The organism is Pseudoalteromonas sp. S3776 (assembly GCF_005886915.1).
Lineage (GTDB): Bacteria > Pseudomonadota > Gammaproteobacteria > Enterobacterales > Alteromonadaceae > Pseudoalteromonas.
Genome location: NZ_PNCU01000039.1, coordinates 1 through 24,233, shown reverse-complemented (window position 1 = coordinate 24,233; position 24,233 = coordinate 1). Strand labels below are relative to the sequence as shown.

At 38.5% G+C, this 24,233-nt stretch carries 24 protein-coding genes and 1 pseudogene; 6 read left to right on the top strand and 19 right to left on the bottom strand.

The window, feature by feature from the left end; genetic code table 11:
* Nucleotides 1-138: 138 nt before the first annotated feature.
* Nucleotides 139-2,640: a S8 family serine peptidase gene (locus CWC16_RS15065; RefSeq protein WP_138542108.1), complete on the bottom strand. Its 2,502-nt coding sequence runs from the start codon at nucleotides 2,638-2,640 to the stop codon at nucleotides 139-141.
* Between the two features lie 572 nt (nucleotides 2,641-3,212).
* Between CWC16_RS15065 and CWC16_RS15060 the strand changes: the two genes are divergently transcribed.
* The 4 genes from CWC16_RS15060 to CWC16_RS15045 are packed head-to-tail and all read left to right on the top strand — an operon-like array spanning nucleotide 3,213 to nucleotide 6,339.
* A complete protein-coding gene (locus tag CWC16_RS15060; RefSeq protein WP_138542107.1) occupies nucleotides 3,213-4,715 on the top strand; it encodes a curlin in 1,503 nt (500 codons plus the stop codon).
* 37 nt (nucleotides 4,716-4,752) lie between these two features.
* Entirely contained in the window at nucleotides 4,753-5,151 is a 399-nt protein-coding gene (locus CWC16_RS15055) for a curli production assembly/transport protein CsgE (protein WP_055018302.1), read from the top strand.
* Nucleotides 5,141-5,566 carry a curli assembly protein CsgF gene (locus CWC16_RS15050; RefSeq protein ID WP_055018303.1) on the top strand — a complete coding sequence of 142 codons (426 nt, stop codon included), beginning with the start codon at nucleotides 5,141-5,143 and terminating at the stop codon, nucleotides 5,564-5,566. The genes CWC16_RS15055 and CWC16_RS15050 overlap by 11 nt, the downstream gene beginning before the upstream one ends.
* Nucleotides 5,566-6,339 (top strand): CsgG/HfaB family protein, encoded by a 774-nt coding sequence (locus CWC16_RS15045; RefSeq protein ID WP_055018304.1) that lies wholly within the window; start codon nucleotides 5,566-5,568, stop codon nucleotides 6,337-6,339. The genes CWC16_RS15050 and CWC16_RS15045 overlap by 1 nt, the downstream gene beginning before the upstream one ends.
* Before the next feature lie 91 nt (nucleotides 6,340-6,430).
* Here the strand turns inward: CWC16_RS15045 and CWC16_RS15040 are convergent, their stop codons facing one another.
* The 4 genes and pseudogenes from CWC16_RS15040 to CWC16_RS15025 all read right to left on the bottom strand — a co-directional run.
* Nucleotides 6,431-7,120 carry a response regulator transcription factor gene (locus CWC16_RS15040; protein WP_055018305.1) on the bottom strand — a complete coding sequence of 230 codons (690 nt, stop codon included), beginning with the start codon at nucleotides 7,118-7,120 and terminating at the stop codon, nucleotides 6,431-6,433.
* Between the two features lie 172 nt (nucleotides 7,121-7,292).
* Nucleotides 7,293-8,795, bottom strand: a complete 1,503-nt coding sequence (treF, locus tag CWC16_RS15035) for an alpha,alpha-trehalase TreF (protein ID WP_138542106.1) — start codon at nucleotides 8,793-8,795, stop codon at nucleotides 7,293-7,295.
* 16 nt (nucleotides 8,796-8,811) lie between these two features.
* The gene (locus CWC16_RS15030) at nucleotides 8,812-10,050 is read right to left on the bottom strand and encodes an MFS transporter (RefSeq protein WP_138542105.1); all 1,239 of its coding nucleotides are present in this window, start codon (nucleotides 10,048-10,050) and stop codon (nucleotides 8,812-8,814) included.
* A gap of 165 nt (nucleotides 10,051-10,215) precedes the next feature.
* Nucleotides 10,216-11,226: pseudogene (locus tag CWC16_RS15025) on the bottom strand (LacI family DNA-binding transcriptional regulator); the annotation flags it as partial.
* Nucleotides 11,227-11,504: 278 nt separating this feature from the next.
* Between CWC16_RS15025 and CWC16_RS15020 the strand changes: the two are divergent.
* Nucleotides 11,505-13,754 carry a TonB-dependent receptor gene (locus tag CWC16_RS15020; protein WP_138542103.1) on the top strand — a complete coding sequence of 750 codons (2,250 nt, stop codon included), beginning with the start codon at nucleotides 11,505-11,507 and terminating at the stop codon, nucleotides 13,752-13,754.
* 33 nt (nucleotides 13,755-13,787) lie between these two features.
* On the opposite strand, the gene CWC16_RS15015 is transcribed toward CWC16_RS15020, so the two are convergent.
* The 5 genes from CWC16_RS15015 to CWC16_RS14995 all read right to left on the bottom strand — a co-directional run bounded on the left by CWC16_RS15015 (nucleotide 13,788) and on the right by CWC16_RS14995 (nucleotide 17,718).
* Nucleotides 13,788-14,309, bottom strand: coding sequence for a hypothetical protein (locus CWC16_RS15015; protein ID WP_138542102.1), 522 nt, complete (start codon nucleotides 14,307-14,309; stop codon nucleotides 13,788-13,790).
* A 58-nt stretch (nucleotides 14,310-14,367) separates the two neighbouring features.
* The gene (locus CWC16_RS15010) at nucleotides 14,368-15,918 is read right to left on the bottom strand and encodes an EAL domain-containing protein (protein WP_138542101.1); all 1,551 of its coding nucleotides are present in this window, start codon (nucleotides 15,916-15,918) and stop codon (nucleotides 14,368-14,370) included.
* A 125-nt stretch (nucleotides 15,919-16,043) separates the two neighbouring features.
* Nucleotides 16,044-16,667 carry a GDSL-type esterase/lipase family protein gene (locus tag CWC16_RS15005; RefSeq protein WP_249929286.1) on the bottom strand — a complete coding sequence of 208 codons (624 nt, stop codon included), beginning with the start codon at nucleotides 16,665-16,667 and terminating at the stop codon, nucleotides 16,044-16,046.
* On the bottom strand, nucleotides 16,667-17,179 hold the full coding sequence (locus CWC16_RS15000) for a DsrE family protein (protein ID WP_138542100.1): 513 nt from the start codon (nucleotides 17,177-17,179) through the stop codon (nucleotides 16,667-16,669). The genes CWC16_RS15005 and CWC16_RS15000 overlap by 1 nt, the downstream gene beginning before the upstream one ends.
* Nucleotides 17,180-17,244: 65 nt before the next feature.
* On the bottom strand, nucleotides 17,245-17,718 hold the full coding sequence (locus CWC16_RS14995) for a flavodoxin family protein (protein ID WP_138542099.1): 474 nt from the start codon (nucleotides 17,716-17,718) through the stop codon (nucleotides 17,245-17,247).
* A 77-nt stretch (nucleotides 17,719-17,795) separates the two neighbouring features.
* Here CWC16_RS14995 and soxR point away from each other — a divergent pair, with 77 nt between their 5' ends.
* Entirely contained in the window at nucleotides 17,796-18,257 is a 462-nt protein-coding gene (gene soxR, locus CWC16_RS14990) for a redox-sensitive transcriptional activator SoxR (protein WP_138542098.1), read from the top strand.
* Between the two features lie 14 nt (nucleotides 18,258-18,271).
* On the opposite strand, the gene CWC16_RS14985 is transcribed toward soxR, so the two are convergent.
* The 9 genes from CWC16_RS14985 to CWC16_RS14945 all read right to left on the bottom strand — a co-directional run bounded on the left by CWC16_RS14985 (nucleotide 18,272) and on the right by CWC16_RS14945 (nucleotide 24,037).
* Nucleotides 18,272-19,438, bottom strand: a complete 1,167-nt coding sequence (locus tag CWC16_RS14985; protein ID WP_138542097.1) for a lipase family protein — start codon at nucleotides 19,436-19,438, stop codon at nucleotides 18,272-18,274.
* Between the two features lie 23 nt (nucleotides 19,439-19,461).
* Nucleotides 19,462-19,893 carry a DUF6795 domain-containing protein gene (locus CWC16_RS14980; protein WP_249929285.1) on the bottom strand — a complete coding sequence of 144 codons (432 nt, stop codon included), beginning with the start codon at nucleotides 19,891-19,893 and terminating at the stop codon, nucleotides 19,462-19,464.
* Between the two features lie 231 nt (nucleotides 19,894-20,124).
* Nucleotides 20,125-20,904 carry a hypothetical protein gene (locus CWC16_RS14975; protein ID WP_138542096.1) on the bottom strand — a complete coding sequence of 260 codons (780 nt, stop codon included), beginning with the start codon at nucleotides 20,902-20,904 and terminating at the stop codon, nucleotides 20,125-20,127.
* Between the two features lie 89 nt (nucleotides 20,905-20,993).
* Nucleotides 20,994-21,260, bottom strand: coding sequence for a hypothetical protein (locus CWC16_RS14970; protein ID WP_055020043.1), 267 nt, complete (start codon nucleotides 21,258-21,260; stop codon nucleotides 20,994-20,996).
* Nucleotides 21,261-21,365: 105 nt separating this feature from the next.
* Entirely contained in the window at nucleotides 21,366-21,944 is a 579-nt protein-coding gene (locus CWC16_RS14965; protein ID WP_138542095.1) for an SEL1-like repeat protein, read from the bottom strand.
* Nucleotides 21,945-21,946: 2 nt separating this feature from the next.
* Complete coding sequence (locus CWC16_RS14960; RefSeq protein ID WP_283957367.1) at nucleotides 21,947-22,675, bottom strand: ChaN family lipoprotein; 729 nt, start codon at nucleotides 22,673-22,675, stop codon at nucleotides 21,947-21,949.
* A gap of 39 nt (nucleotides 22,676-22,714) precedes the next feature.
* On the bottom strand, nucleotides 22,715-22,897 hold the full coding sequence (locus CWC16_RS20270; RefSeq protein WP_249929284.1) for a hypothetical protein: 183 nt from the start codon (nucleotides 22,895-22,897) through the stop codon (nucleotides 22,715-22,717).
* A 159-nt stretch (nucleotides 22,898-23,056) separates the two neighbouring features.
* A complete protein-coding gene (locus tag CWC16_RS14950; RefSeq protein ID WP_138542092.1) occupies nucleotides 23,057-23,548 on the bottom strand; it encodes a hypothetical protein in 492 nt (163 codons plus the stop codon).
* Between the two features lie 99 nt (nucleotides 23,549-23,647).
* On the bottom strand, nucleotides 23,648-24,037 hold the full coding sequence (locus CWC16_RS14945; protein ID WP_138542091.1) for a hypothetical protein: 390 nt from the start codon (nucleotides 24,035-24,037) through the stop codon (nucleotides 23,648-23,650).
* Between the last annotated feature and the right edge of the window lie 196 nt (nucleotides 24,038-24,233).

Sequence of the window (24,233 nt, the reverse complement as noted above, 5' to 3'; positions counted from 1 at the left end):
ATAGATCACTTAATTATGCGGTTTGGTATAAAAAAGCCTAGATGTGAGCCGTTCAAACTAAACTCTAAGCGCTTATAAGATTTATCGTAAAACAAAAAAAGCCCAGCAGTGCTGGGCTTAAGGTCACTTTAGGAGTAGTTAATTAAATGACACTGTAATGATGTTAGAACATACATTTTCAGTTACACATAATTGGTAATCGTACGATGGTAATGTAGCACCACGTACATAATCACGGTAACGGCCGTTGTCTGATGTGGTATCAACCAGCTCACCGTTACGGTATACGCTTAACGACTCAGCGCCCACACGCTCCCAGCTTAAATCTACACGCATGGTATCAAGGCGAGATTTATTAGCGCGTTTAAGTGTAAGCTCAAGCTCTACATCACTTACTACAACCGTTTGAGTCGAAGTATTAGTGTTGCCTTCGCTGTCAGTTACGCTTAGCACAACATCGTAATTACCAGAGGCTGCATATACATGCATTGGGTTTTGATCTGATGATGTTGCACCATCACCAAAATCCCAACTCCACTGTGTAATATCGTTATTTGCATCCGTACTTGTATCTGTAAAGTTAACGGTTAAGCCTTGTGTTTCTGCATCAAAGCCCGCACGCGGTGGTTGTGGGCTAACTTCGCCAATAGCGCTTAATGTAAGAGACCAAGTATTAATTGTACCTGTATCAGCTGCTGCGGTATCTTCTACGTGTAGCGTCCAATCACCTGTTGCCACTTCACCGTTAAAAGACTCAGACGTAAAGCTTCTTACTATGTCGTCGTTTGAGCCGCCTACATTGCTTTGTAGTGTTACCTGTGTACCTTGTGCTGATACTAACTTAACCACTAAGTCGCCTGAGTAAGTGTGCGTAATATCAACATTAGCGGTTGTACCAAATACAGTTAAATCATCAGGTACATTAATTACTGACACAGCGCCCACTGGCGAGTTATCAGGAATATCAACACTTGCGTTACTGCTGTAAGTAAAGTCGTTTAAGCCAACAGGTTGAACCATTAACTTAACTGATTGCTCTTTAACAATGTCACCCGCTGTTGCAGTCACTGTTAGCTCGTATTCACCCCACTGTGTATCAGTGTCAGTTTCAACGTTAAGCATTACATCATCACCAGGGCGCGCCGTGCTAGCCGACAAATAAGCACCACCTAATGCTGATGATAGTTCAAGTGTTACTTCCTCATCCCACTCGGCAATTGAACCAATAGTAAATGTGTAATTTGTAGCTTGTCCCGCTACAATTTGTTGCGTAAGTGGATTGGCTGAAATTTTAAAGCCAGGTGTAGGATCTGCATCAATAAGTGCTTGATTCACATTAAGACGAGTACCTGCCACCGTTACACCTTGTAGTGCCGCATTTGCATCACCAGAGCTCATTAGTAACTCTTTAAGCTCTTGCGTGTTTAGTTCTGGGTTAATAGATAACACTAACGCGGCAGCACCTGCAACATGAGGCGTCGCCATTGATGTGCCAGAATAAGATGCGTAGCTCTCACCTGGTGTGGTCGATAAAATAGCACTACCAGGGGCGCCCATATCAACGCTTGTTAAACCATAATGTGAGAACCATGAAATATTATCGGTTTGATCCGTACTTGCAACCGATAATACACTTGCGTTTTCGTAGTTAGAAGGATAATGAGGGTTAACATCGTTATCTATTGTGTCGTTACCCGCTGCGGCTACAAACAGTAAATCGGCCGCTTCGCTTGATGCAATTGCATCTGCTAGAGCTTGGCTATAACCACCACCGCCCCAGCTATTATTTAATACGCGTAAGTTAACACCGGCATTTTTAAGTCCTACCATGTAGTCAATACACTTAATAGCGTCTGATGTTGAACCACTACCTGCAGCATCTAAAAACTTACAACCTACAAGTGATACTTCGTGGTTAACGCCCACAACACCTGTTGCATTATTACCGCTTGCGCCAATGGTGCCAGATACGTGAGTACCATGGCCTTCATCATCCATAGGGTCACCACTGTTGGTAATTGCATTAATACCGTGCACGTCATCTACAAAGCCGTTACCGTCATTATCGATGCCATCTCCTGGTATTTCACTGCTATTTACCCACATATTGCTCGCTAAATCACTGTGACTATAGTCAATACCTGTATCAATTACACCTACTACAACATCGCGGCTTCCTGTCGAAATATCCCATGCCTCTACTGCATCAATATCAGCATCGGCAGTACCCCCTGTTTGACCATCGTTATTCAAGCCCCATAACTCGTCAAAACGTGGGTCATCAGGGGTAGCTGCAATACTTACTTGATAATCAGGCTCAACGTATTCAATGGCTTGATGTGATTTTAATCGAGCGATTGCTTCTTTAGTACTCATGCCTGAAATTTTAAACTTAGCTAAACGCCCAGAAAGTAAAGACTTATAGTTATCATCAATTTCATCTGCGTTTACATCTGAAATTTTTGCTTTCACTAACGAGCGGGCTTGTTTACGCATTTGTGCGGATGCATTTTTTTTGTATTTAACAATTAAGGCATCGCTACTTGCTACAACAGGCTGTTTAACACCTGCATCAGGTAGTTTTGCAGCAGCTAAGCAAGGAAGTAAAGCAAGAGTGATAATAGATAATTTTGTTTTCATTGTTCTATCCATAGTTAGTTTAACTTAGTGGTACTAAGTAAGTTTACTTACAACTTCAAATACAAGAGGATCACGTGGCATAGAACTAGAAGACTAAGAAATATGAATTTACACAAGCCAAAAAATAACAAACAACTAAAAATCAACATTTTTAACCAGACTGATTAACAAAAAAACATGCAACACAGCCATTTTTATGAAATAACTCATCGCGTTTTTACCTTTTTAAGGACCAAACATTTTTACTAGTTTTTCTTTTTTTTTGTTCCTATATGAATACTTCTTTATAAAACCATGAAATTTAACAAAAATAAAATTGGTAAAAAAAGATGATTTAAGTCTATTGTCAGGAGGAATACAGTGAAGGTGTTCTTACAAAAAAGTTTATTCGCATTATGTTTAATAAAGATGACAGGATTAAATTTCTTTATTTGTAATAACAAACGATTTACAAAATCAAATTAAAGAGTGGATCACACCATTATTTCAGCACGGCATGCTGAGCGAAAATATCTTATTAAAATTTATAACACTTAAGGTATTTGATTTTACTATTTCAAGGAGAATAAATAATGAAGTTGAATAAAACACTTTTAAGCTGCGCTGTTGCATTAGCAGTGGGTACTAGCTTTGCTTCACATGCAGATACACAAAATAAATCAATATCAAGCTCACAGCTAAGTACACAAGTTTCTACTGAGAACTTAGAAAACAGCTTAACCCTAAGTCAGACTTCAAATGAAAATAACGCACTTCTTTATCAAGAGGGTGACAGCAACACCATGGTTGTTATTACTACAGGTAACAATAATGAAACTGAAGTTGTACAAAACCAATTTGGTAATTACGCCGAAGTAACCACAACTGGCGATAACAATATACAGGTGTACTCGCAAGATGGCGTTGCTAATGGGTTTATCTCCGAGGTAACAGGTAACAACAACATGTTATTTGTTAGTCAATTTGGCCAAGGCTTTTTTGTAAATAACGAAACGATTAACATTGTAACTGGTGATGACAACCTTATTGATGTAGAGCAAGGCAACGGCGGCCACTGGTTCTACAACATGGATATGCAAGGTAATGCAAATGAAATTAGCGCTTTGCAAGAGGGTGAATGGCATGAAGCAGAAATCACTATGCTTACTGGCGACGAAAACACTTTAAGTCTAGAACAAGATGGCTTTTGGAATACCTTTAAAGTAAGTAGCTTACAAGGTAATGAAAACGAGCTTGATGTTGAGCAAAGCGGCGACCGAAATGCTGTAACATTTAGCGATATCTCTGGTGATGCTAATGAGATTGACGTTGAGCAAGATGGCTTAACAAATGCAGTAACGTTTGCAGCTGTTGTAGGTGATGATAACCAAATAGATTTAGATCAAGAAGGTTCGCTTAATACTATTGAGTCAAACTTATTTGAAGGTGCAAACAACGAAGTAACAGCGACGCAAAATGGTGCTGAAAACTTAATGACAGCCGATTTAATTGGTGGCAATAATGAGCTAACTTCACTACAAACAGGTGATTTGAACGAATCTTACATGGGTGTAATTGGCTCTGATAATGAGTTTTCAACCACTCAAGTTGGCGACTTAAACTCGGTTCACCTTGCTAATTTTAACGGCACAGGTAACGATGTTGATTTAGTTCAATCTGGTGATGAAAATACCATGCTGGTGCAATCGTCGTATCCTGATGTATCGCTTACATCAAACGATAACGATATTGATATTTCACAAACGGGTACTCAAAACGAAGCGGTTGTAACACTTGCGGGTATTTTAGATAGCAACGATAACCAAATCGATATTGCGCAAGATGGTATGTTAAACCTAGTTGATATGATGGTTGAAGGCAGTAGCCATAGTATTGATATTTCTCAAGAAGGTGAAGGTAACTGGGTAGGTGGCGTTGGTCAGTCAGCCTTTTTAGTGGGCGGTGAAAACGTGTCATTTACAGTCACTCAGGTAGGTAACGACAACCTTGTGGAAGGTTCAGTTATTGGCTACGACAGCACGGTTTCTGTTACACAAATTGGTGATGGCAACACTGCAACAATTACACAAATGTAATTATTGAGGTGGGGAGGTTAGCCCTCCCCATTTTATTATGAAAATAAATATTCACTTACGTTACTTCCTACTTAGCTTTTTACTTCTTTTTTCTTCGCTCAGTGCTGCCGAGCAAGAACTGGAAATAGATGGCTTACTGCTTGATAGAAGCATTAGCCGTTTTGGCCATCAATTTTATTACGAATTTTCGAATTATTGGCGAGACCTCCCCTCCACTGCTGGTTTTAATATAGAAATAAAAGAAACGGTAATACCAAAAGCGGGCACAAAGCTTTCGCTAATTATGAATAATGAACTCGTATATGTAACCTATTTAGGACGTAGATTAGCGCCCCTCGACGAACGCGTTGAGCAAGCTGTTTACACTGTAATAGAAGCGATGGCACGCTCAAATATGACAACATCGTCACCCGACATGGCAGTAAATGGATGGTAAAATGAAAAAAATAGCACTTATAATAATAACAACACTTAGTTTTTCAGCCTCGGCAACTGAAATAATTTATACCCCAATCAACCCAAGCTTTGGTGGTAACCCACTCAATGCCACAATGCTGCTTAGTAAAGCACAAGCGCAAAACAAGCACAAAGCCCCAACTGTTGAAAAAGGCTATGCAGAGCAGTTTCAGGAAACGCTCGAGCGCACTTACTTAAACCAAATGGTACGTGAAATTACTGATATGGCATTTGGGGAAGATGTTGAAAACAGTATTTTTGATCAAGACTCAATATTTATGAGTGGAGACTATCAAATAGAAGTAATAACCAGCACAACAGATACTATAACAGTAAAAATAACCAATATATTAGATGACTCAGTGGTGATCATTGAAGTACCGAGGTTCGGATAATGCATAAACTAATAATAACCCTAACGCTTTTAAGCTTAACCGGTTGTGCTGGCATGAGTAATTTAATTCCGCCTTCACAACAAGTTGCTACAACACTTGAACCAACAGAAATATTTAGTGATTTAAAAAACTTACCTAAACCCGTAGGCAGTATCCCTGTGTCTGTGTATTCGTTTAGAGACCAAACAGGCCAATATAAGCCACAAACTAATGTAAGCTCGTTTTCAACAGCGGTTACACAAGGTGCTAACTCTATTTTAGTGCAAGCTTTGCACGAATCTGATTGGTTTACGCCGGTTGAACGCGAAGGCTTACAGAATATTTTAACCGAGCGAAAAATTATTCGAGCTGGTAAATCTGACAATCCTAACCAACCAGATTTACCGCCGCTAACCACCGCTAAAATAATTTTAGAAGGCGGTATTATTAGCTACGATACCAACGTAAAAACGGGCGGTTTAGGCATGGAATATTTTGGTATTGGGGCTTCAGAGCTTTACCGAGAAGATGCCATCTCTATCTATTTACGTGCAGTTGATGTTCGCACCGGCCAAGTTCTCTTGAGCGTTGCCACCAGCAAAAAAGTGCTAAGCCAAGAAATGCGTGCAGGCTTTTTTAGGTATGTAAGTTACAAACGACTGGCTGAAGCCGAGGCGGGCTTTAGTGATAATGAGCCAATGAGTATTTGTGTGACCCAAGCTATTGAAAAAGCACTCACAGACTTAATTACAAAAGGTATTGATAGAGGGTTATGGGCGAAAAAAGCAGCCTAAATTTAAAAGACTAAAAAGGCTACATGATGTAGCCTTTTTATATAAAACACTTTTTGCTTAAACCTAAACTAAAAATATTAAATCGGTTTAGCTACTTAGCCATAGGTAATAAAACCGATATATAACGCTGAGCCCAATTTGCCAATTCTACACGGTTGCGCGAATTGGTTTTTTTAAAGGCACTGTACAAATGTGTTTTAACGGTGTGATCACTTATATTAAGCTTATCAGCAATGGCATTATTGCTTGCCCCTTGGGCAATTAAGTGAATAACCGATTTTTCGCGCTTAGTAAGATGCGCATAATCCCCTTTTTTTAGGGTTATATCTTCTTGTAAGCTATTAAACGAAGAGGCCACAGAAAGAATATCTGAAAATGCTTTAGATATAACTTTGCGCGTAAACCACAATTCACCAGACGTTATTCTTACAAGCCCTTTAAATATATCTTCTGGCGCATCTGATTTATAAAACACGCCATTAAAATGATTGAGCAATAAGTTTTTTTCACATACTGCACTGGGCTCTACATTAAATAACACCACTTTGTGCTTTTTAGCTAAGCAAATTAAATCAGCAGGTAGTAAATCTAACCAGTTATTTTTAGCGCCATCTATTAAAAATAAATCAAACTTCTCCCTTTGCTCATTTTTAGGGATAGCGTCATCCATTTTTATATCACCAAAAATGGCTTGCATGGTTTTTAATATGGTCGTGTAGCTTTCGCAGTGAAAAGAAGATTGAAACGTAGTTTTTATAAAAACGGAGTGTGGCTGTAGCATAAATTTCTTCCTTGAAACGTTTATTCCACATTACCGAATTTATAAACAACTTTCAATGCGATTTTGGTATTATTACCACAAAGAAAAGATACGCATTAATTATATTAAACCAATATTTACAATAAGTTAGCTTAATAAAGTGATTGTTTTTTCATATAACACACTGCTCTGATCAGTCCTCACATAACGTATAAAAGCGTGAAGTAACCCCGTTAGTCCAACCAAAGCCCTGCTGAACAACGTATTCCCCTCCCCCTGCTTTTAATTGCGGCATGCACACATTGTATTTTTCAAGTAGGCAATGATTAAGTGAAAAATCGTTTTCTACCATCGTTAACCAGTTTTGCATTATACGCTTACTGATACTGCTAAAACCGTAATTATTAAGTCCTTTGACGGCAAACCACTGCAGCGGCGCCCACCCATTAGGACTATCCCATTGCTGTGATGTAGAGGTAACAGTAGTAACTATGCCACCGGCCTTTAAAAAGTCTTGGCTTAGTCGCTCGGCTACATGTTGTGCTTGTTGCTCAGACGCTAAGTTAAAAAATAATGCAGTACTTGCAGCAGCGCTTAACACCTTGGATTGACTTGCTGTGCAATGATTATAATCAACAAAAAAGTGAGCTTGCTCACTCCACATGTATTTATTAATCAGTGAGCGGCGAGCTGTTGCGTAGTCGCTAAACAAATCGGCTTGTTGGCTATTACCTAGCAGCTTATTAAACTTACTAAGCTGTTTTTCTAGGTTGTAAAGTAAACAATTAAGATCAATGGGTAGTATATCGGTCGTTTGTATAGAGCTAAGTGAATTAGGCTCAGCTAGCCAGCGGGAACTAAAGTCCCAGCCTGATTCACACGCTGCACGTATATGCCTATAAAAGTCAGGCTTTCTATGTTCAGCTAAACCCGCGGCGAGGGCTAGATCTTCTCTAAGAGATTCAGCCCTAGGGGTTGCCTCATCGTCCCAATAACGATTTAGCTTGCCGCCGCATGGCATTTTTACAACTCGTCTTAGTGCCGGTTGCTCGTTAGTAAGCTCTTCTGCGCCTTGCATCCAAAACGCATACTCTTTTTGAAGCGCAATAACACACCTTTCAAGCCATGCCACATTATTGGATTTACTGTGTTCGTGCTGCCATAGCAATTCAACCATTAGGGCTAAAATAGGTGGCTGCGAACGCGATAAATAGTAACTGCGGTTGCCATTTGGAATGCACCCATAATCGTTTATAAGGTCGATAAAGTTTTGCAGCATATCTTCTACAATCTCGGGTTTATTAGCATCTATTAAGCCAAGCGCTGTAAAGTAGCTATCCCAGTAGTATATCTCCTGAAAACGCCCACCTGGCACAATGTAGCTATGCTTTAATGCTAATAAAGAGTCGGCTTTAGGTTTATCAGCCTCCCGCCTCAAACCATGCCATAAAGAGTTGATGTAGTGTTTAACGCTTGAAGTATCTGGCTCACTTTGCATACGTAGTAAGGGCGTTGTAATAAAGTGCTCATTTACAAACTCTTTTAATTGAGCATGGTTAAGCGGTGCTACTTGCTCATAGTGTTTACATGCACTTTGCCAGCTGTCTCGTGCAGTTGCATCTGCAAATGTTTTACAGTCATCAAAAATATGTTGGGTCTGTACATCTTTAAATAACTGGCTTTCAAAAAAATTCATAACAATCCTAAATCAATTATATGCGGGCAACGTGCTGAGAAATGGCGCGGGTGCGCTGTTTAAAAATAATCACGCTTATAAAAATTAAGCTAATAGGTATTAACGAGAAGTAAAATGCGTACTGACCGCTAAAATGCTCAAATACATAACCTGTGATCATTGAACCAGTTGTGCCTCCAAGTGCTGAAAACACAACAATTAACCCTGTCATAGCTGCATGTTGGTGCTTTTCTAAAGCACTAAGCATTACCGAATTTAACACTGGATAAATTGGCGCCATAAAAAAACCAATAAGGGGCAAAACAAAGGCGGCCAGCGGTGCGTCAAATAAACGAGTAATTGCTGTATTAGGTAGGTTTTCAGTTAGGGGTAACGTTATAATAATAAGTAATGCCATAGCGACTAAGCATCCACACAGCACAAAAAACCAATTGATGTGCTTAAGCACCTGCCCCGCAACTAAACGACCAAGCGCTAACGCCGCTGCAAAAATACTCGCTAACTGAATACTTATAGCCACAGGCAATTGTAAAACTTGGTTATTAAAAGTGGGCAGCCAAGTACCTACCCCTTGTTCAATTAGGACGTATAAAAATGCACTTGTAATAAAAATAAGTACCAGGGGCTGATACGTTAACTTAAGCATAGCGATAAAGTCACTTAAGCTCGAACTGCTTTTGTTGCTTTGTAGCGCGGGTTTTATAGGTGCAGCTATAACGCTTAAAATCACAACTAAAGTAAGTGCAGCCAACGCGTAATATACATTTAGCCACGCACTAGGCTCGCCGGGGTTTATAAATGCAGTAAAAATCCAATAACCGCTTAACACACCCACCATAAAAATACCCTCTATGGTGTTTAATAACGACGAATGGCTATTAGCATCGTCGGTTACTTGGCCAATAATTGAATAAACAGATACCTTGACTACCGCAAAACCACAGCCTATCACTGCAAATAGCAGTTTAAACATATAAAATTCGCTGATCATTGCAGTGCTTAAGCACGCTAATGCAACAACAGCTAAAGCGCCTAGCATTGCGAGCTTATAACCTAATCTAGGAATGAACGAAGCAACTGCAAAAGACATTATCGCAATTGATAAGTCTTTAAACCCTTCTAAAACAGACGCCTCAGTTTTGCTAACGCCCAGTGTATTTATTGCCTGCAAAATGACTGTTCCTACGCTATTTAATAATATTGCGAAAATAAAATAGCTTGCAGCAATTGCGAGTGTAATTTTTGTTTTACTCATAGCTTGCCTTACTTATAGCGCAGTACGCCATAACAATTAAAGCTAACACCTTTAGGTAATTAGCGTGTGTGTTTGTGTCAGTGAACATTGAGTTTAGTGTAGAATAAAAATCAATGCAATCGTTTGCATTTTAAGTTTTTTAAATTAATTTCTATTAGTCATACTTCAGCGCTTACTCGATTGGCGAGTTATTAGCTCTATATCAATAACTTGAGATTCAACTTTTTCACCCATAAATTGTTGCATAAGCTTTTTAACTAATAGTTCAGCCGCTATTTGTGTATTTTGTTTAATTGTTGAAAGCGACGGATGGCTAATATCTGCCATTGCTATATCGTCAAAACCAACCAATGCAACATCGTTAGGAATACTGACATAGCGCTCTTTTAATGCCTTCATTGCACCTAAGGCAACCATGTCGCTACAGGCCATAATTGCATCAAAGTAGAGCCCTTTTTCGCGTAAAAGACTATTAATTTCTTGATACGCTGAGCTACTAGTAATATCAATAGAAACAACGTGTTGCTCTAGTTTATGTGTAGATAGCGCAGCCGCATAGCCACGGTGTCTTTCGCTAATTTCGCCGTGTTCTGGGTCGCCTAAAAATAAAATATTTTTTGCACCGTGCTCGATTAAGTGTGCAGTGGCTTGCATTCCACCTAGGTAGTTATCACTGCCTACAATAGGGTAATTACTGGGGGTTTTAGGATCTCCCCACACAACCAAAGGGATCCCCGCTTTAGCAGCCGCCTCTATATTACGCTGATCTTTACCTTGCCCAACGACAATAATGCCATCGGCCCTTCGGCCATTAATAAAATAATTGGCCCAATCATGCTGTGCCATTATTGAATTAGACAATAAAAGCTCTAAACCTTGTTGATTAAGTGCAAGGTTAATTTCGCTAACCACTTTAAGTAAGAACGGATCGCTAATCGATTGTTCGGTTTGTTCATCTAAGTTAATGATAACAGCAACAACATTTGTTTTTTGAGTGCGTAAGCGGCTTGCAGCGGTGTTTAAACTAAAATTATGCTCTTTGGCAAGTTGTTTTAATTTATCGCGTGTTTCTTGTTTTATTAAAGGGTTATCATTTAATGCACGCGAAACCGTAGAGGTAGATACCCCTGCCAGCTTTGCTAGATCAGCTAATTTTATTTTTTTGTTATCCATGAAAACCCTAAGCCGCGTTGTATTAACTAATGTTTAGTGTAACTGACTGACAATATAGCATTATTAATTTTCTCTGGCTTGCCTCACTGGCTAAAAAAACCATACCTCGAGTATTGCGCTCAATATTCACACAATATTTATTCATAAATAATTTACAAATAAATATTGCAAACGTTTGCATTAATCTTTATGGTTTCAACATATACAGCCTGTTTACATAAAAACGTTATGTGCAGGCAGTAAAAAACACACTGTTTAACACACTAAAAACGGGATCACACATGACATTCAATAAAGCAAAAAGTACATTAGCGTGCGCTATAACTTTAGCCTTGGGCTCTCACAGCACCTTTGCACAAGAGCAAGCAGCAGAAACTAAGGTTGAGCGTATTGTTGTTTCGGGCACACCTACAGGCGTTGGCATCAGAAAAATTGATGCAGGCTACGCTGTTACAAATATCGATAGCCAACAAATTATTAAGCTTTCACCAAAAAGCACTGCCGATCTGTTTAAAGCCGTACCTGGGGTTTGGGTAGAAAGCTCAGGGGGTGAATCGGGCGCTAATATATTTGTACGTGGTTTTCCTGGCGGCGGTGACGCGCCATTTTTAACCTTAAGCATTGAAGGGTCACCTGTTTACCCTGCTCCTACATTATCGTTTTTAGAAAATTCCTCACTATTTAGAATTGATGAAACCATTGAAACTATGGAAGCTGTACGGGGCGGACCAAACCCTGTTTTATCAAACGGCCAACCCGGTTTAACAACTAACTTTAGGCTAAAACGTGGCAGTGAAGACACCGAAGGCTTATTTAAATACACCACATCAGATTACGACTTACAACGTGTAGATGCTGTTATTAGTGGTGAAATTACTGACGATTTATACTTTATGGTTGGCGGATATGTAAAAAGCTCACCGGGTATCCGTGATGCAGGTTTTACCTCTGAGAAAGGCAGCCAATTTACCATTAATATTACTAAAGATTTAGATAACGGCGAGCTTAACTTTTATACCCGCCAAACAGATGATCATGGTGCATGGTACTTACCTACCCCTCTTAATATAGAAGGGATTGACGCAGAGTATACGCAACTTGGTACGTTAAACCGCCAAGCCACTATATTCACAGGCCCTGACGCACAATCACACGATATAGACTTAGGTGATGGCCGAGGTTGGGATGGCCATGTTACAGGCGGTAGCATTAAGCTAGAGCTTGATAATGGCTGGCAATTTTCTGACCGATTTAATATAACTAAAGGAGATGCCAATACATACGGGTTAGTGCCAAGTGGCTCGGCAACCACGGTTGGCGCAGTTGCCGATAATGGCCAAACCGCGTTTGGCGCAGTAAGTAATACTGAGTACACAAGCGATACCCCAATACAACAACTTGGCCGTTGGGTTGTACTTAAAGAAATTAGCTCATTTACTAACGATTTAGCTTTTTCAAAGCAATTTGATGATTTATCAGCCACTTTTGGTTACTACACAGCTACTACATCTGCAAACGATTGGTGGAGCTTAGGTAATACGGCTTACCACGTATTAGAAGCAGGTGGCGAGTCGCTAACTGGCATTGAATGTAATCAAAGTACTGATGGCTGTGATTTTAACTACGATATAAGCTCAACAGGTGATGCGCGCACCCATGCATTTTATGTAACAGCTAAATACAAATTTGCTGAAGACTTTACCTTAGATGCCGGCGTGCGCCACGAAAGCCATGAAGTAGAATACAGTGTTGATGAAGGCCTTGATGGCATTATTACCAAAGCAGTTAACTATGATGAAAGTAAAACATCATGGACTACGGGTATAAATTATTCAATAAACGATGACATGGGTGTATTTGCACGTGTAAACCGTGGTTATAAAATGCCTTACTTTGATGACTTTAGAGATAACTTTAGCGCTTATGAAAGCGGCGAAAAGCTAATTAAAGAAGTAACCCAGGGAGAATTTGGTTACAAGCTAATTTCTGACTCTACAGACTTTTACGCCACTTTGTTTGTTAATGAAGTAAAAGGCGATACATTTGTACGCCGCCCAGGTGTACCTGCAGAAATTTTGACAAACGAAGCGTACGGTGTTGAGCTGGATTATAACTTTAATCATCAGTCGGGTTTTTCGCTTAATTTAAATACCACATTACAAGAAACTGAAATAACCCAAAGCCCTACCAATGAAGGGAATGAGTCTCAACGTCAACCAAAATGGCAAGTGCGTATTACCCCTAGCTACGACTTTGAGCTACAAGGTATGTATGCCACATTATATGGCACACTGTCGGCTGTTGATAATCGCTTTGGTAACAACGAAAACACGGTGACTCTTGATGGCTACGAAAAAGTAGACTTAGGTTTAGTTTTAGAACCTATGGAAGGCATAAAACTACAACTGGCCATTGATAACTTAACAGATGAGCAAGGTATAACAGAGGGCGACCCGCGTAATGCCGATGCCCCAAATGGCCGCTATATCATGCCACGTACTACGCGCTTTAGTGTAAGTTATGCGTTTTAAATACACTTAATGATAAAGGGAGCTTAGCTCCCTTTATTTAATCTTTTCTTTAAGTTTATTAAGCGCCTCTACCGAAAAACCCCTGTCGTAAAAATGTAAAATTTTACCTTTACTGTCTATTAAAATAACGCGTGTATTATTAGGGTTATTATTACCTGTGAATTTTTGCACAGCTTCGCCATCTTCATAAATAGTGATTACCCCGCCCCATAGCTCTTTAGGAATACCCTTGCGCATACCGCTGTCTATAAATGTACTAAACATACGCGGGGCCATCCCTGCTATGGTAGGTAGTTCGTAAGTGGGTAATGTAACTCCAGCCATGTCTAGGCCAATCAACCAGCGGTCTATGTCAAATTGACTGTCTTGTTTATAGCCAATGAGTAACAAGGTTTTATCGGCTTTAAAGTCACTTGGTATGGTTACGCTTTTCTGCTCTAGGCTTTGCCCGCTAATAGTGGGAAACTGCTTACCGGTAATTTGCTGGTTTGGGTATTGAGCTGAGCACGCACTAAGCATTAACACCATCAATCCGCTGGCTATTATTTTGATCATTTTAAAACCTTACACTGTTACAAATATCATACTGGTACGTGTATAAAGTAAAACACGTTTAAACCGACTGTAATTTTAAATACGCTTTAAACTCTCGAAGTGCCATGGGCTTGGCATATTTCCAGCCTTGCCCGTAGTGTACGCCCGCTTGTTTTAGTATGGCTTCTTGTTCATTGGTCTCTATGCCTTCTGCCACACAGGTGTAGTTAAATTTACGCACCAAGGCCATAATATTGGGGATCATTGATGCCTTTAAGCCTTCTGTTGCTATATCTTGTACAAAGGTGCGGTCAATTTTAAGTTGGTGGAAGCTCAAATTTTGTAGATTTTTTAAGTTAGAATAACCCGTACCAAAATCATCTATCGATAAATTAAAACCCGCCTCAACTAAATTTTTAAAATGAGTATGGGCAACGGTTGAGTCTAAATATTCATCTTCTGTTATTTCTAAGCAAATAATAAACCGCGAATCAGTGAGTGCTGGTATATCTTTTAAAAGTGCAATATTGCCTGTTTCAACATCGCACGGAAAAATATTAATAGACACTTTAAAATGGCGCGGTAATGCCTCAATGGGTGTGAGTTCACAAAGTACTTTTTCTATCATGGCTTGAGTAAAGCGCCACGTTAAATTTGTTTTTCGGATAATAGGAATAAATTGATCTGGGAACAAAACCCCGTATTTGTCTTCAAAGCGAGCCAATGCCTCACAGCCAACAACGTTACCTGTGTGCAAACAAATAATAGGTTGGTAAGTCCAATAAAATGAGCCTTTTTTCAACCCCTTTCGAACGCGCGTCACTGTCGACCGCCTAGCCGCTAAGCTATAATCAATCAACAACCCGCTCGATACACCCGCTAACGATATAAGAATAAGCGAAATAATTAATAAAAATTGATTATTAGCAAAAAATTGACTCCATGGCAGCCGCACGGCCGCGCAGTATCCTGGATTGTGGTTGCTGCATTTTATAACTGACTCATAAGCTAAAAAGGCATTCGTTTTGACTTGCTTGTAAGTACCTTCAACGCCACCTAAATGAAATATGTTATCGCTGTTTTTGTAAAGCACTTCCCACTGAGTAGACACAATCACTTTATCGTTAAAGGCACGGCTATCAATAATTAAATTATAGTTCCCTTGCCTAACTATAATGACCTCCATTGCTCGGTCACTGAACAAAAGCAGATATAATTGCGGCTCGTACCTTACTCTTACAGGCTTATTGTCGTTAGAGTCTGCTCGGATATAGTCGGGTGGGTTATCTGGGATAGTTTTGGCTAATTTGCCCGCTCCAGTTGTACACATAAGTTCATCATTTTTAAAAAAACCAATGTCTATCACGTACTGTGCATCAAATAAAGCGCGACGCATTTCAATAAGGTTATCACTATTACAGCTATCAGCACTTAGGCTATTTAAATGTGATAAAATTTTACTTCGCTCATTTACGGCCGCATCTATATGTTTAACAATATAATTTGAATCGCGCGCTAACTGCCTACCAAGCTTTTGTGCAGCAAAATAAAGTAATGTGCTAGCACATACCGCAAAAACGACGATACCGCTTACTACAGCAATTAACGACCTACGTTGATATTGTTTCATAACGCCTTTTAAAATAAGCAGTGAGTGATTCAGGTGCCATAATAATTGCATACCTGAGCATAAAAGCAATTAAGCTTGTAAAATAATTAAAGCCCCTTGCGCTTTAATTTATTGATTTGTTTAAACTATAATTTAGAAATTACGCGATTTAGCCGCTCGCAAAGCTGCTTATGGCCTTGGTAATTTAAATGTATACCATCGCACCCAAAAGGGGCGTTAAGGTGTGATGTATCAACGTAATTAAGCACATGCTCTTGTGCTATACGTTTAAAGTGAGCGTTTAAGGGCTGTAATTTTTGATGACAATTGAAATAAATATTGCTTAAAGCGTGCTGAGGGTTAATAAATAAAGGGCCGATTAACACTATATTGGGTAACTTGCCATCGGCATAAAAGTGTTTAATAGAGGTGATAAGGCTTGCCAAGCCGCTTGCAATATTTACAGGCGCTAAGTTAAAACGTTTTTTTAAGTCGTTAGTGCCCAGCGCAATAACAATCGTACCCACCTCATACTGCTCTAGGTAGGGCTTTAAATAGCTAATACCGTTTAGGTTGCCTGAAAATGGCGGGTTATTTACCAAAGTACGATTTGGCTGCCCCGCCTCTATTACTTTGTATTCAGAGCCAAGCTGCTGATTTAAAAGCATTGTCCAGCGGGTATTTTCATCGTAGCGTTTACCTGTTTCGGGGTTTAAACCCCACGTATTCGAATCGCCAAAGCAGAGTATGTTTTTTGTTATTTGTGTCATCAAAATGGATTAAGTGTATAGCCTTGTTGTTGTAATTGAGCATGTGCTGTCATCGCAGAAAGAGACATGTTTACGCCATCAATGAGCAGTTCAGGCGTTACTTTAAAATGAGTAGCCGATTGTCCACACACATACACTTTAGTATTGTTAGTTAGTAGCTGCTCTATTAACGCTTGGTTTTTATTATCAGCGTTAAAGCGTTTTTTATATTCGCTATTAGCTAACACGTCCACACTTGCGCTACCGTGCACAACTAATGCAAGTTGAATGTTTTCAGGCTTAACACCATGCGCTACGTGCATGTTAATAAAACGCGCTAGCGAATTTATTGCATTATTTTGCTTACCTTCTTTAGCGCCATCAGCAACATCAAATGCTATTTTAAATACTGTAGCGTCATTAATTTTGTCATGCTCGGGTACATTATAATAATTACCAAACCCGTTAATTGGTTGCTGATTAGCATTAATAAACGGGCTAAAAAGCAGCACTAACCCTAGTAAATATTTCATAAAACAATCCTGTGTTTTTTAAGCGTATTACTAAACTACCAGAGACAACCAAAAAAGGCTGCAATTTAAGCAACCTTTTGGGTACTTTTATGGCTGTGGTTAATAAACTGCATGCCTAAATAGCTAAAGGTGTTTTTAAACTGCTCTATAAAACACGCCGGCGCTTCACTTGATGACGCATTAGAAAGCACAGAAAAATACTTACTACGCAGCGTTCGTAACTTTGGTTTTAATGCTTCATCGTCCATGTAGTCGGTTATTCTATCAATAAATAATTTCATTTGTACTGTGGTGCTGTACCAATAAACGGGTGAGGCAAACACCCAATGGTCATACGTTAAAAGTGCTTCGAATACAGTGTAAAAGTCATCGTTTTTATAGTTTTTGTTATAGCAGTACGGCGCTATTTTATAATCATCTAAACATATTACCCGCACGTTATTTTGCTCAGCAAAGCTGTTAACGTGCGCCTGTGTATTACCATTTTTACGTGCGCTTGAATAAATAATAACAGCCCTGCGCTCAAGTTTTTGTTGCATTTAGTTAGCTCCTTTTTTAATGTTGAAAGAAGCTTAAAACCTCAAGTTATATTGAGGTCAAATGGAAATTTAAAATAATGCAAACAGATCAAAAAAAACTAACAGAGGCCAACCTAACCGTGGGTTATGTCGCCAAGCGCAGCGGCGTAAAAGTATCAACCCTGCACTTTTACGAAACAAAAGGGCTAATACGTAGTTGGCGCAATAGCGGTAATCAACGCCGCTACAAAAAAGACGTACTACGCCGAATAGCGGTAATTAAAGCTGCACAAGCAATGGGAATAACGCTTGATGAAATTAAACTCACCCTAGCCACATTACCTGAGCAGCGCACCCCCACACAAAAAGACTGGGCAGCCCTTTCAAAGCAGTGGCAAGCACAGCTAGATGAGCGCATAGCGTATATGCAGCGTTTGCGCGACCGCGTTGATGGCTGTATTGGTTGTGGGTGCTTATCAATGAGCAAATGCCCTATTTATAACAAAAACGACCACTTAGGCGAAAACCAAAGTGGTGCTATTTTGTTAGAGCGAGATTGAGGCCTAAGTTAAGGTTAATCTAAGCCACTTAATCCTTCTTTTGCTGCTCTATATAAAGCCCCTAGGGTAGAATCGAATACCGATTTTATAAAGCTATAAGTCAGCTCTACCGCTTTACTGATTACTTTGCCTGCAAACACCAACATATGCCCTAGTAAACCTAATGTTTGTGTTGCAAACGAGGCTGACGCTTTAGCTATTTTATCAAGCGTTCGCGCCAACATATCGTAAAAAGTGAGCCCGGTTCCAATGGCTGCTTGGGCAGCAACTGCGCTGTAATAGCCCGCATCTTTTAAAAGAGTAATTAATGCCGCACCTAGTTTATCTGCCCAATGTGAGGTAAATGAGGCTTGATTTCTGTCTTCAAATTTTAAACGCACAGGCATGTTTAAAAAGTGATTAGCTTGTATAGTTAAGTTGTTCCAATTATTGCTATTGGCAGTGTTTAAATAGCCTGGCGTGCCAGCAAGAGTATGAGCAGCACCTTTTAAACCTTGTCCACTATCTAAACGTATTTCTTGGCCATTATGCGGAGCATGGGAAAAAGGCCATAAAGGCACTTTAGCCACTGGGTCTGCCCCATGTGTACAGCGGTAAATTTTATCAATTCTTGATGTTGCAGCGCGAGAAAAGTTTTCAAGCCCAACACGTGGCGAACCAAACGTATATAATTTTACAGGAAGTGAATACTCAGCTTTAATCCAATCAGCAGAAAGCGTCGCTAACGCACCTCCTAAGCTATGACCAACTAAATGAACGCACCCCGTTACTTTATCTTGAATATTCGCTGCTATAAACTCTTGCAGCGCAGGCTTCATACTATAAAAAGTCTTATTAAAACCAGCATGAACCATACTGCCATTTGACCCACCACTCACACCAAAGTGCCCATCAGTTAATCCATCCCTTAGTGAGTTAGTACCGCGAATAGTAATAACCGAATCGCCCTGATACGCGCCAAGCCCATGCCCTACTAAGGCAAATCCCGTACTTAAGTTAAATAAGTGAGAGAAAAAACTACCCGTTACGCCTTGTACTGCGCCAGGGTTAACTGAGAAATTAAAATTGTCGCGCAAAGAGGCATGAAGTGTGCGATTGAGTAAATTAGTAGTTTTAATACTTTTTGCTTTATATGCAAGGTTTGCTAATTGTACGGCTTGAGTGGGTGTCAAAGTATTCATATAAGTTCCCTTTAAATTAATAGTTAAAGTTTACATGATGTGTATATCGCAAAAGTGTGGCTTGTATCTTCTTTAATTGGAATATCGTAAGTTTGTGGCTCTTGGCCAATATCACACTCTAAGTGTGCAAGAAGCTCTTTAAGTGTGTCACTTTCTTCATGAATTGAAATAAGTGTGTACCATAAAACAATCCCTTCTGGCGTACCGTTTTCTAAATAAATATGTTGAACTAACGAGTCGTTATCAAACATATTAGCGGGCTTACCTGTTTTTATTGTTTTTTCTGTGAAGGTAAAATAACCCTGTTCATCTGTTGTGGTATCGTCAACGTATTCATCGCCATAGGTAAGTGAGCGCATTACTTTAGTGTTTGCAACTGGCTGCCCATTATCTAATAACTGCCCCTTTACTGGAGCCGATAAATAAAATTCTTGTTTATTAAAAAAGCCAAACATATCTGCACAAGCCTGTGATGTAGTAAAAAAAACAACGGCAATAGAGACTATCACCAACACAAAAATTTTTAAGCGCGATAAAAACAAAGCAAACTCTCTCCCAAGGCCTAGCTATAAACTACTTAATGTATATGGCTAATTAATTACACCAGCCATATTTATACTGAAAAGTAGGGGTCTAATTAGGTTCAATTATACTGCATGTTTTTTAATCAAAAAACAATCACTAATCTAATTATAAAATAGTGTATATATTAATTTACCAATGCCACTAAACATGATGCCGCCCATAAGCAAAAAAGCATACATAATACTAATAGCACCCGCTGAGGGGTCGCTCTTTTTATCAATTTCTATGCATGCCGTACAAACAACAAAAAATATAAAAAAGTTAGCAATAACGCCTAAAATAAAAGCATTGCCAAATAACGGAGATACGCCAGCTAAAACGGCACCCAAAATTAGCAACGAGCCTGAAAATGAATGTTTATCAAACCGACTCTCTATTATTTTTATAGCTAATGTGGCTAGCATTAAGAGTAAAAAGTATAACGTTGTCCAAAACTGATAATATAAATACCCCCAGTTTAAAAGCTCACCTAAATTTGATGAATAAGCTTGCTGGCCTATGTCGGCTGATGAAGCATTCGTGGCATTTTCGGTAAAGAGGTACGCTACCCCACCAATAATTAATTTTATAATCCAAAAAAATAAAAAGCTGGCAATAGTAAACCCAATAGCGTCATCCCTTGTTAATCGTTTTTTAGCTTTGTTTTTTACAATAATGGCAAGCATTAAACCTAGTAGGCATACACTTCCTAAATAAAGTACCGCCTGCCAAAAGTCATCAGGATAAAATACAGCTAACCCTGGCGCTATAAATAGATACATAGCATCTTCGTTATCTAGTGAACGGTTTTGAACACTCCGCTCAGACTCTTTAAAAAGAGCTAAATATACAAATAAAGGCTGTAAAAACAGCATTAAAATACTCGTGGTAATAAGGCTCATACATCATCCTTAATGAGAAAAACAAATGCAGCACACGTGCTGCATTAAAATTAAAAATGTGGGTGTTCAATAAAAAAGAGGGGTAGGTATTAAAGGTTTATTTTTTGAAAATACGTTTTAAGTTTTAAAAGCCCCGACTCAAGCTCAAATTTTTGTATTTTAGGATTTTTGAACTTAAACCCATTAGAAATATGGGTATTAATCATCGTCGCCATACCCTCAAACCCAGCTGGCGCAGTGGCAACTAAATCGCTCAACAAAGGTTTTATAAACATTTGATACTCTTCTATTAAAGTTGGGTTCTCGTATATATCGTAAACAAGGTTAGTTAGTGTTTGTTGGTTTTGTTGTTCCATATCATTTCTATAGCGCCTTAGCTTAGGCGTTCATAGCTCCTTTAAAAGTGCAATAACTTTAATGGTTTGTACTAATTATAAATAGTTTGAGTAAATGCTCATTTCTTAATTATCTAAAGAAATCCCCGAATCCTTAAGTTGCTTTTCAAACATTTCTTTTCTGATTTTTTCATAGTTACTTTCATCTAAAAAGCGTTTATGTTCAGCAGCCTTTTCTAAGTTGCCTAGCTCAGCGTAAATTAAATAAAGATCTTTATGAGTCCTTTGCACTCTCATTTTTTCTTTAGCTTTATTACTATTATCAGCTAGGTAGCGATTATAAAGTTTTATAGACTGTTTTAGGTCTTTAGTAACAAAACGTCCAGTACTATATACATACGCTAAAGCTAAAATACCATCAGGATCGCCTTCTGCAGCATGCTTTTTTGCCTCAGCAATATAGCGACTTCCATCACCTGTATGAAGGCCTACCAATTCTAGAGCTTGCCAATTTCCCATTTTATAAGCTTTTTCACACCAAGCATCAAGTTCTTGAGGCGCATGCATTAAGCTTTTTTGACATTGGCGCATGACTTTATCTTGGGATAAGTTAGGATCATTAATATCAAGGTTAGGAAAAAGAGTTCCTGCCATTGCGCCAAAACATATTACGGTAGTAAAAAGAAAAGTAGCCATTTTTTTCACTATTATAGCCCTTTCATATGAGCTGAATTTTCGGGTAAGTGAACCTGATAAGTTGTTACTGCAGATTTAAACGGGAAGCCCTCTCGGTAAAAATACTTTTGCTTAAGTGCTTCTTTTTCATCAGAGTAACCCTTACAATCAGTTTGTGAGTAACAAACTGACCCACCAATAAAGTCGATAAATTTAATTTTTAAAATACCTTGCGCTTTTATCAGTGTGTCTAGGCCTTCTTGATAATTAGTAGAACTCACAGCATGCCATCTATGCATAAAAGCAATAATTTTGTTCTGCTTAGACGTATTTAAAATATTACTTATATTTTGTGTCCAGACCATATTTCTTATTGTATGGCTATTAAAACAATTTTCTGCGACTGAATTATTGTAACTACATGAAGCGTCAATCAAATCCATTTCATCTAAAGTTAAATCCAAAGCAATAATTTTTAATCCTAACTCTCTAGCCGCTTTAACTAGTTCACCATAACTATTTGCTACACCATATCCCCGACCCCAATTATTATTAAAATATTGCTGAATAACATTAAAACCTTTACCAGTGCGTTGATAAAAATCTATTTTTTCCTGCATAGATCTTGGTAGCATTTCGATTGCAAAGTGAGTAAACCCTGAAGCTTTCAGTTGACGAAGCGCTTTGATAGCCTCAAATTTATAGATAGCTGGGTTATGGCTTGATTCACCAAGCATCACTAAGCGCGCATTACCGGCCATTGTTTTATAATTTACATCCGTGTTTATTTTATTTATTACCTATCCTTGTTTTTTATTTAAATTTTCAAAACACCATTTATAAAATGCAATAGCGTTATTATTCTCAGAGCTGTAAGGAGCTACTGCATATTCATAGCTTATTGCAAATAAAAGCTCTTCTGCAGTGAAATTACACACTTCACTTTTTAAATAACATTCCTTAACTCCGCTCCATAATTGCATTGCGCGACTTACGTAGTCATCACCCCATTTTTCTTTAAATTGCTTGCTGGGGTTATTTTTTAAAGTAAATGAAGCAACGTCTTGAAGTGTTAAGTGGGTCGTGTTTATACACATCATAATAAATAATTAGTACACCTATGTAAGAGATTTATTATTAAATTAGTCGATTACGTCAATCTCTGTGCCAAATGGCACCATTAATGTTTTCTCTACCATCTGCTCTACTTTTTCGTCGTTTAATCTCGATAACGAATAAAATAGTTCTTGATTAACATGTTTTGGGGTAGAGCCTTCATCTGTATCAAATGCTAAAAATGGATTGCTATCGCATACTTCTGATACTTTAAAATTAAGTAAACTATCAACGTATGACTTTAAATCTTTAAAACTATAAAGCTCTTTCAAAGAAGCAAGGTCATCGTACTCTTCTATATCTTCAGGAAAGTCAAATAAAAATACCCCCTGAGTTGGCAAGGAATATTTCTCACAACAAAGCTCACAGTACCAAGTCAGAGTATAATGCTCAGCACTGATTCCAATAATATATGGTTTTGGAATTATTTCGCTTTCTTTATCAATAAAATCATGTAAATGACTACACACTTTTTCACTTGAATTAATAGTAAAATTTAATTTTTTGTCTGGTTTCATCTGCGGCTTCCAAGTTTAAAAAGGTTTAAGTCTAATAAAAACGTTACTAGACTTAATTATAATACTCGTAAAATACTCTTCGTATTTATTAATATTACGTTAAAACTTAGGGCGAAGTTCCTCTCGCATTTCGAACATATTACTAGGTGTAATAGCCCACCGTTTTGGATCATCAAATTCAAAATCTATTTTAAAACGCTTCGTTTCATTTTCCATTTGGAATAAAAGTTGATTAAACTTATCACCGCATTGTTGAAAAATATCCTCTCTCAAAGCTTCCAATGAATTTCTTAAACGAAGCTTTTCCTGTGCTATTGATGCTGTTGCAGGGGTAACTTCCTGGCCATCATATAAAAAACCTGAATTGGATACGTGTCCCTCACCGAATTCAAATACGAACACGAGTTCAGTCCATTGAAATGAAAGCACATCTTCACACTGAAGAACCAATTGTGCTATTTCATGTAATTTATCATCTGCTATTTTCATCTCTACCCTCTAAGTTTATTAATACTTTCTTTAGGGACTAACTTAACTAGACACCCACTCTAATTTAACAAGCAAAACTGTATTATTAGATTTACTTTTTTTTACTCAGCGTTTATCTCTTTTTCTATCGTTATTCATAAAGCACTCATTAAATAAAACATTACCGCTGTTAAACCTAAATTACACGCATAAAAAT

What these genes read in the sequence shown, in the direction of transcription:
- CWC16_RS15030 (WP_138542105.1), bottom strand. Translation starts at nt 10,050, where the DNA reads ATGAGTAAAACAAAAATTACACTCGCAATTGCTGCAAGCTATTTTATT.
- CWC16_RS15050 (WP_055018303.1), top strand. Translation starts at nt 5,141, where the DNA reads ATGGATGGTAAAATGAAAAAAATAGCACTTATAATAATAACAACACTT.
- CWC16_RS14980 (WP_249929285.1), bottom strand. Translation starts at nt 19,893, where the DNA reads ATGTTTGGCTTTTTTAATAAACAAGAATTTTATTTATCGGCTCCAGTA.
- CWC16_RS15045 (WP_055018304.1), top strand. Translation starts at nt 5,566, where the DNA reads ATGCATAAACTAATAATAACCCTAACGCTTTTAAGCTTAACCGGTTGT.
- CWC16_RS14945 (WP_138542091.1), bottom strand. Translation starts at nt 24,037, where the DNA reads ATGAAAATAGCAGATGATAAATTACATGAAATAGCACAATTGGTTCTT.
- CWC16_RS14960 (WP_283957367.1), bottom strand. Translation starts at nt 22,675, where the DNA reads ATGGCCGGTAATGCGCGCTTAGTGATGCTTGGTGAATCAAGCCATAAC.
- CWC16_RS15020 (WP_138542103.1), top strand. Translation starts at nt 11,505, where the DNA reads ATGACATTCAATAAAGCAAAAAGTACATTAGCGTGCGCTATAACTTTA.
- CWC16_RS15055 (WP_055018302.1), top strand. Translation starts at nt 4,753, where the DNA reads ATGAAAATAAATATTCACTTACGTTACTTCCTACTTAGCTTTTTACTT.
- CWC16_RS20270 (WP_249929284.1), bottom strand. Translation starts at nt 22,897, where the DNA reads ATGCAATTATGGAGCGGAGTTAAGGAATGTTATTTAAAAAGTGAAGTG.
- CWC16_RS15060 (WP_138542107.1), top strand. Translation starts at nt 3,213, where the DNA reads ATGAAGTTGAATAAAACACTTTTAAGCTGCGCTGTTGCATTAGCAGTG.
- CWC16_RS15015 (WP_138542102.1), bottom strand. Translation starts at nt 14,309, where the DNA reads ATGATCAAAATAATAGCCAGCGGATTGATGGTGTTAATGCTTAGTGCG.
- CWC16_RS15065 (WP_138542108.1), bottom strand. Translation starts at nt 2,640, where the DNA reads ATGAAAACAAAATTATCTATTATCACTCTTGCTTTACTTCCTTGCTTA.
- CWC16_RS14950 (WP_138542092.1), bottom strand. Translation starts at nt 23,548, where the DNA reads ATGAAACCAGACAAAAAATTAAATTTTACTATTAATTCAAGTGAAAAA.
- CWC16_RS15005 (WP_249929286.1), bottom strand. Translation starts at nt 16,667, where the DNA reads ATGACACAAATAACAAAAAACATACTCTGCTTTGGCGATTCGAATACG.
- CWC16_RS14975 (WP_138542096.1), bottom strand. Translation starts at nt 20,904, where the DNA reads ATGAGCCTTATTACCACGAGTATTTTAATGCTGTTTTTACAGCCTTTA.
- CWC16_RS15010 (WP_138542101.1), bottom strand. Translation starts at nt 15,918, where the DNA reads ATGAAACAATATCAACGTAGGTCGTTAATTGCTGTAGTAAGCGGTATC.
- CWC16_RS15040 (WP_055018305.1), bottom strand. Translation starts at nt 7,120, where the DNA reads ATGCTACAGCCACACTCCGTTTTTATAAAAACTACGTTTCAATCTTCT.
- soxR (WP_138542098.1), top strand. Translation starts at nt 17,796, where the DNA reads ATGCAAACAGATCAAAAAAAACTAACAGAGGCCAACCTAACCGTGGGT.
- CWC16_RS14985 (WP_138542097.1), bottom strand. Translation starts at nt 19,438, where the DNA reads ATGAATACTTTGACACCCACTCAAGCCGTACAATTAGCAAACCTTGCA.
- CWC16_RS15000 (WP_138542100.1), bottom strand. Translation starts at nt 17,179, where the DNA reads ATGAAATATTTACTAGGGTTAGTGCTGCTTTTTAGCCCGTTTATTAAT.
- CWC16_RS14970 (WP_055020043.1), bottom strand. Translation starts at nt 21,260, where the DNA reads ATGGAACAACAAAACCAACAAACACTAACTAACCTTGTTTACGATATA.
- treF (WP_138542106.1), bottom strand. Translation starts at nt 8,795, where the DNA reads ATGAATTTTTTTGAAAGCCAGTTATTTAAAGATGTACAGACCCAACAT.
- CWC16_RS14995 (WP_138542099.1), bottom strand. Translation starts at nt 17,718, where the DNA reads ATGCAACAAAAACTTGAGCGCAGGGCTGTTATTATTTATTCAAGCGCA.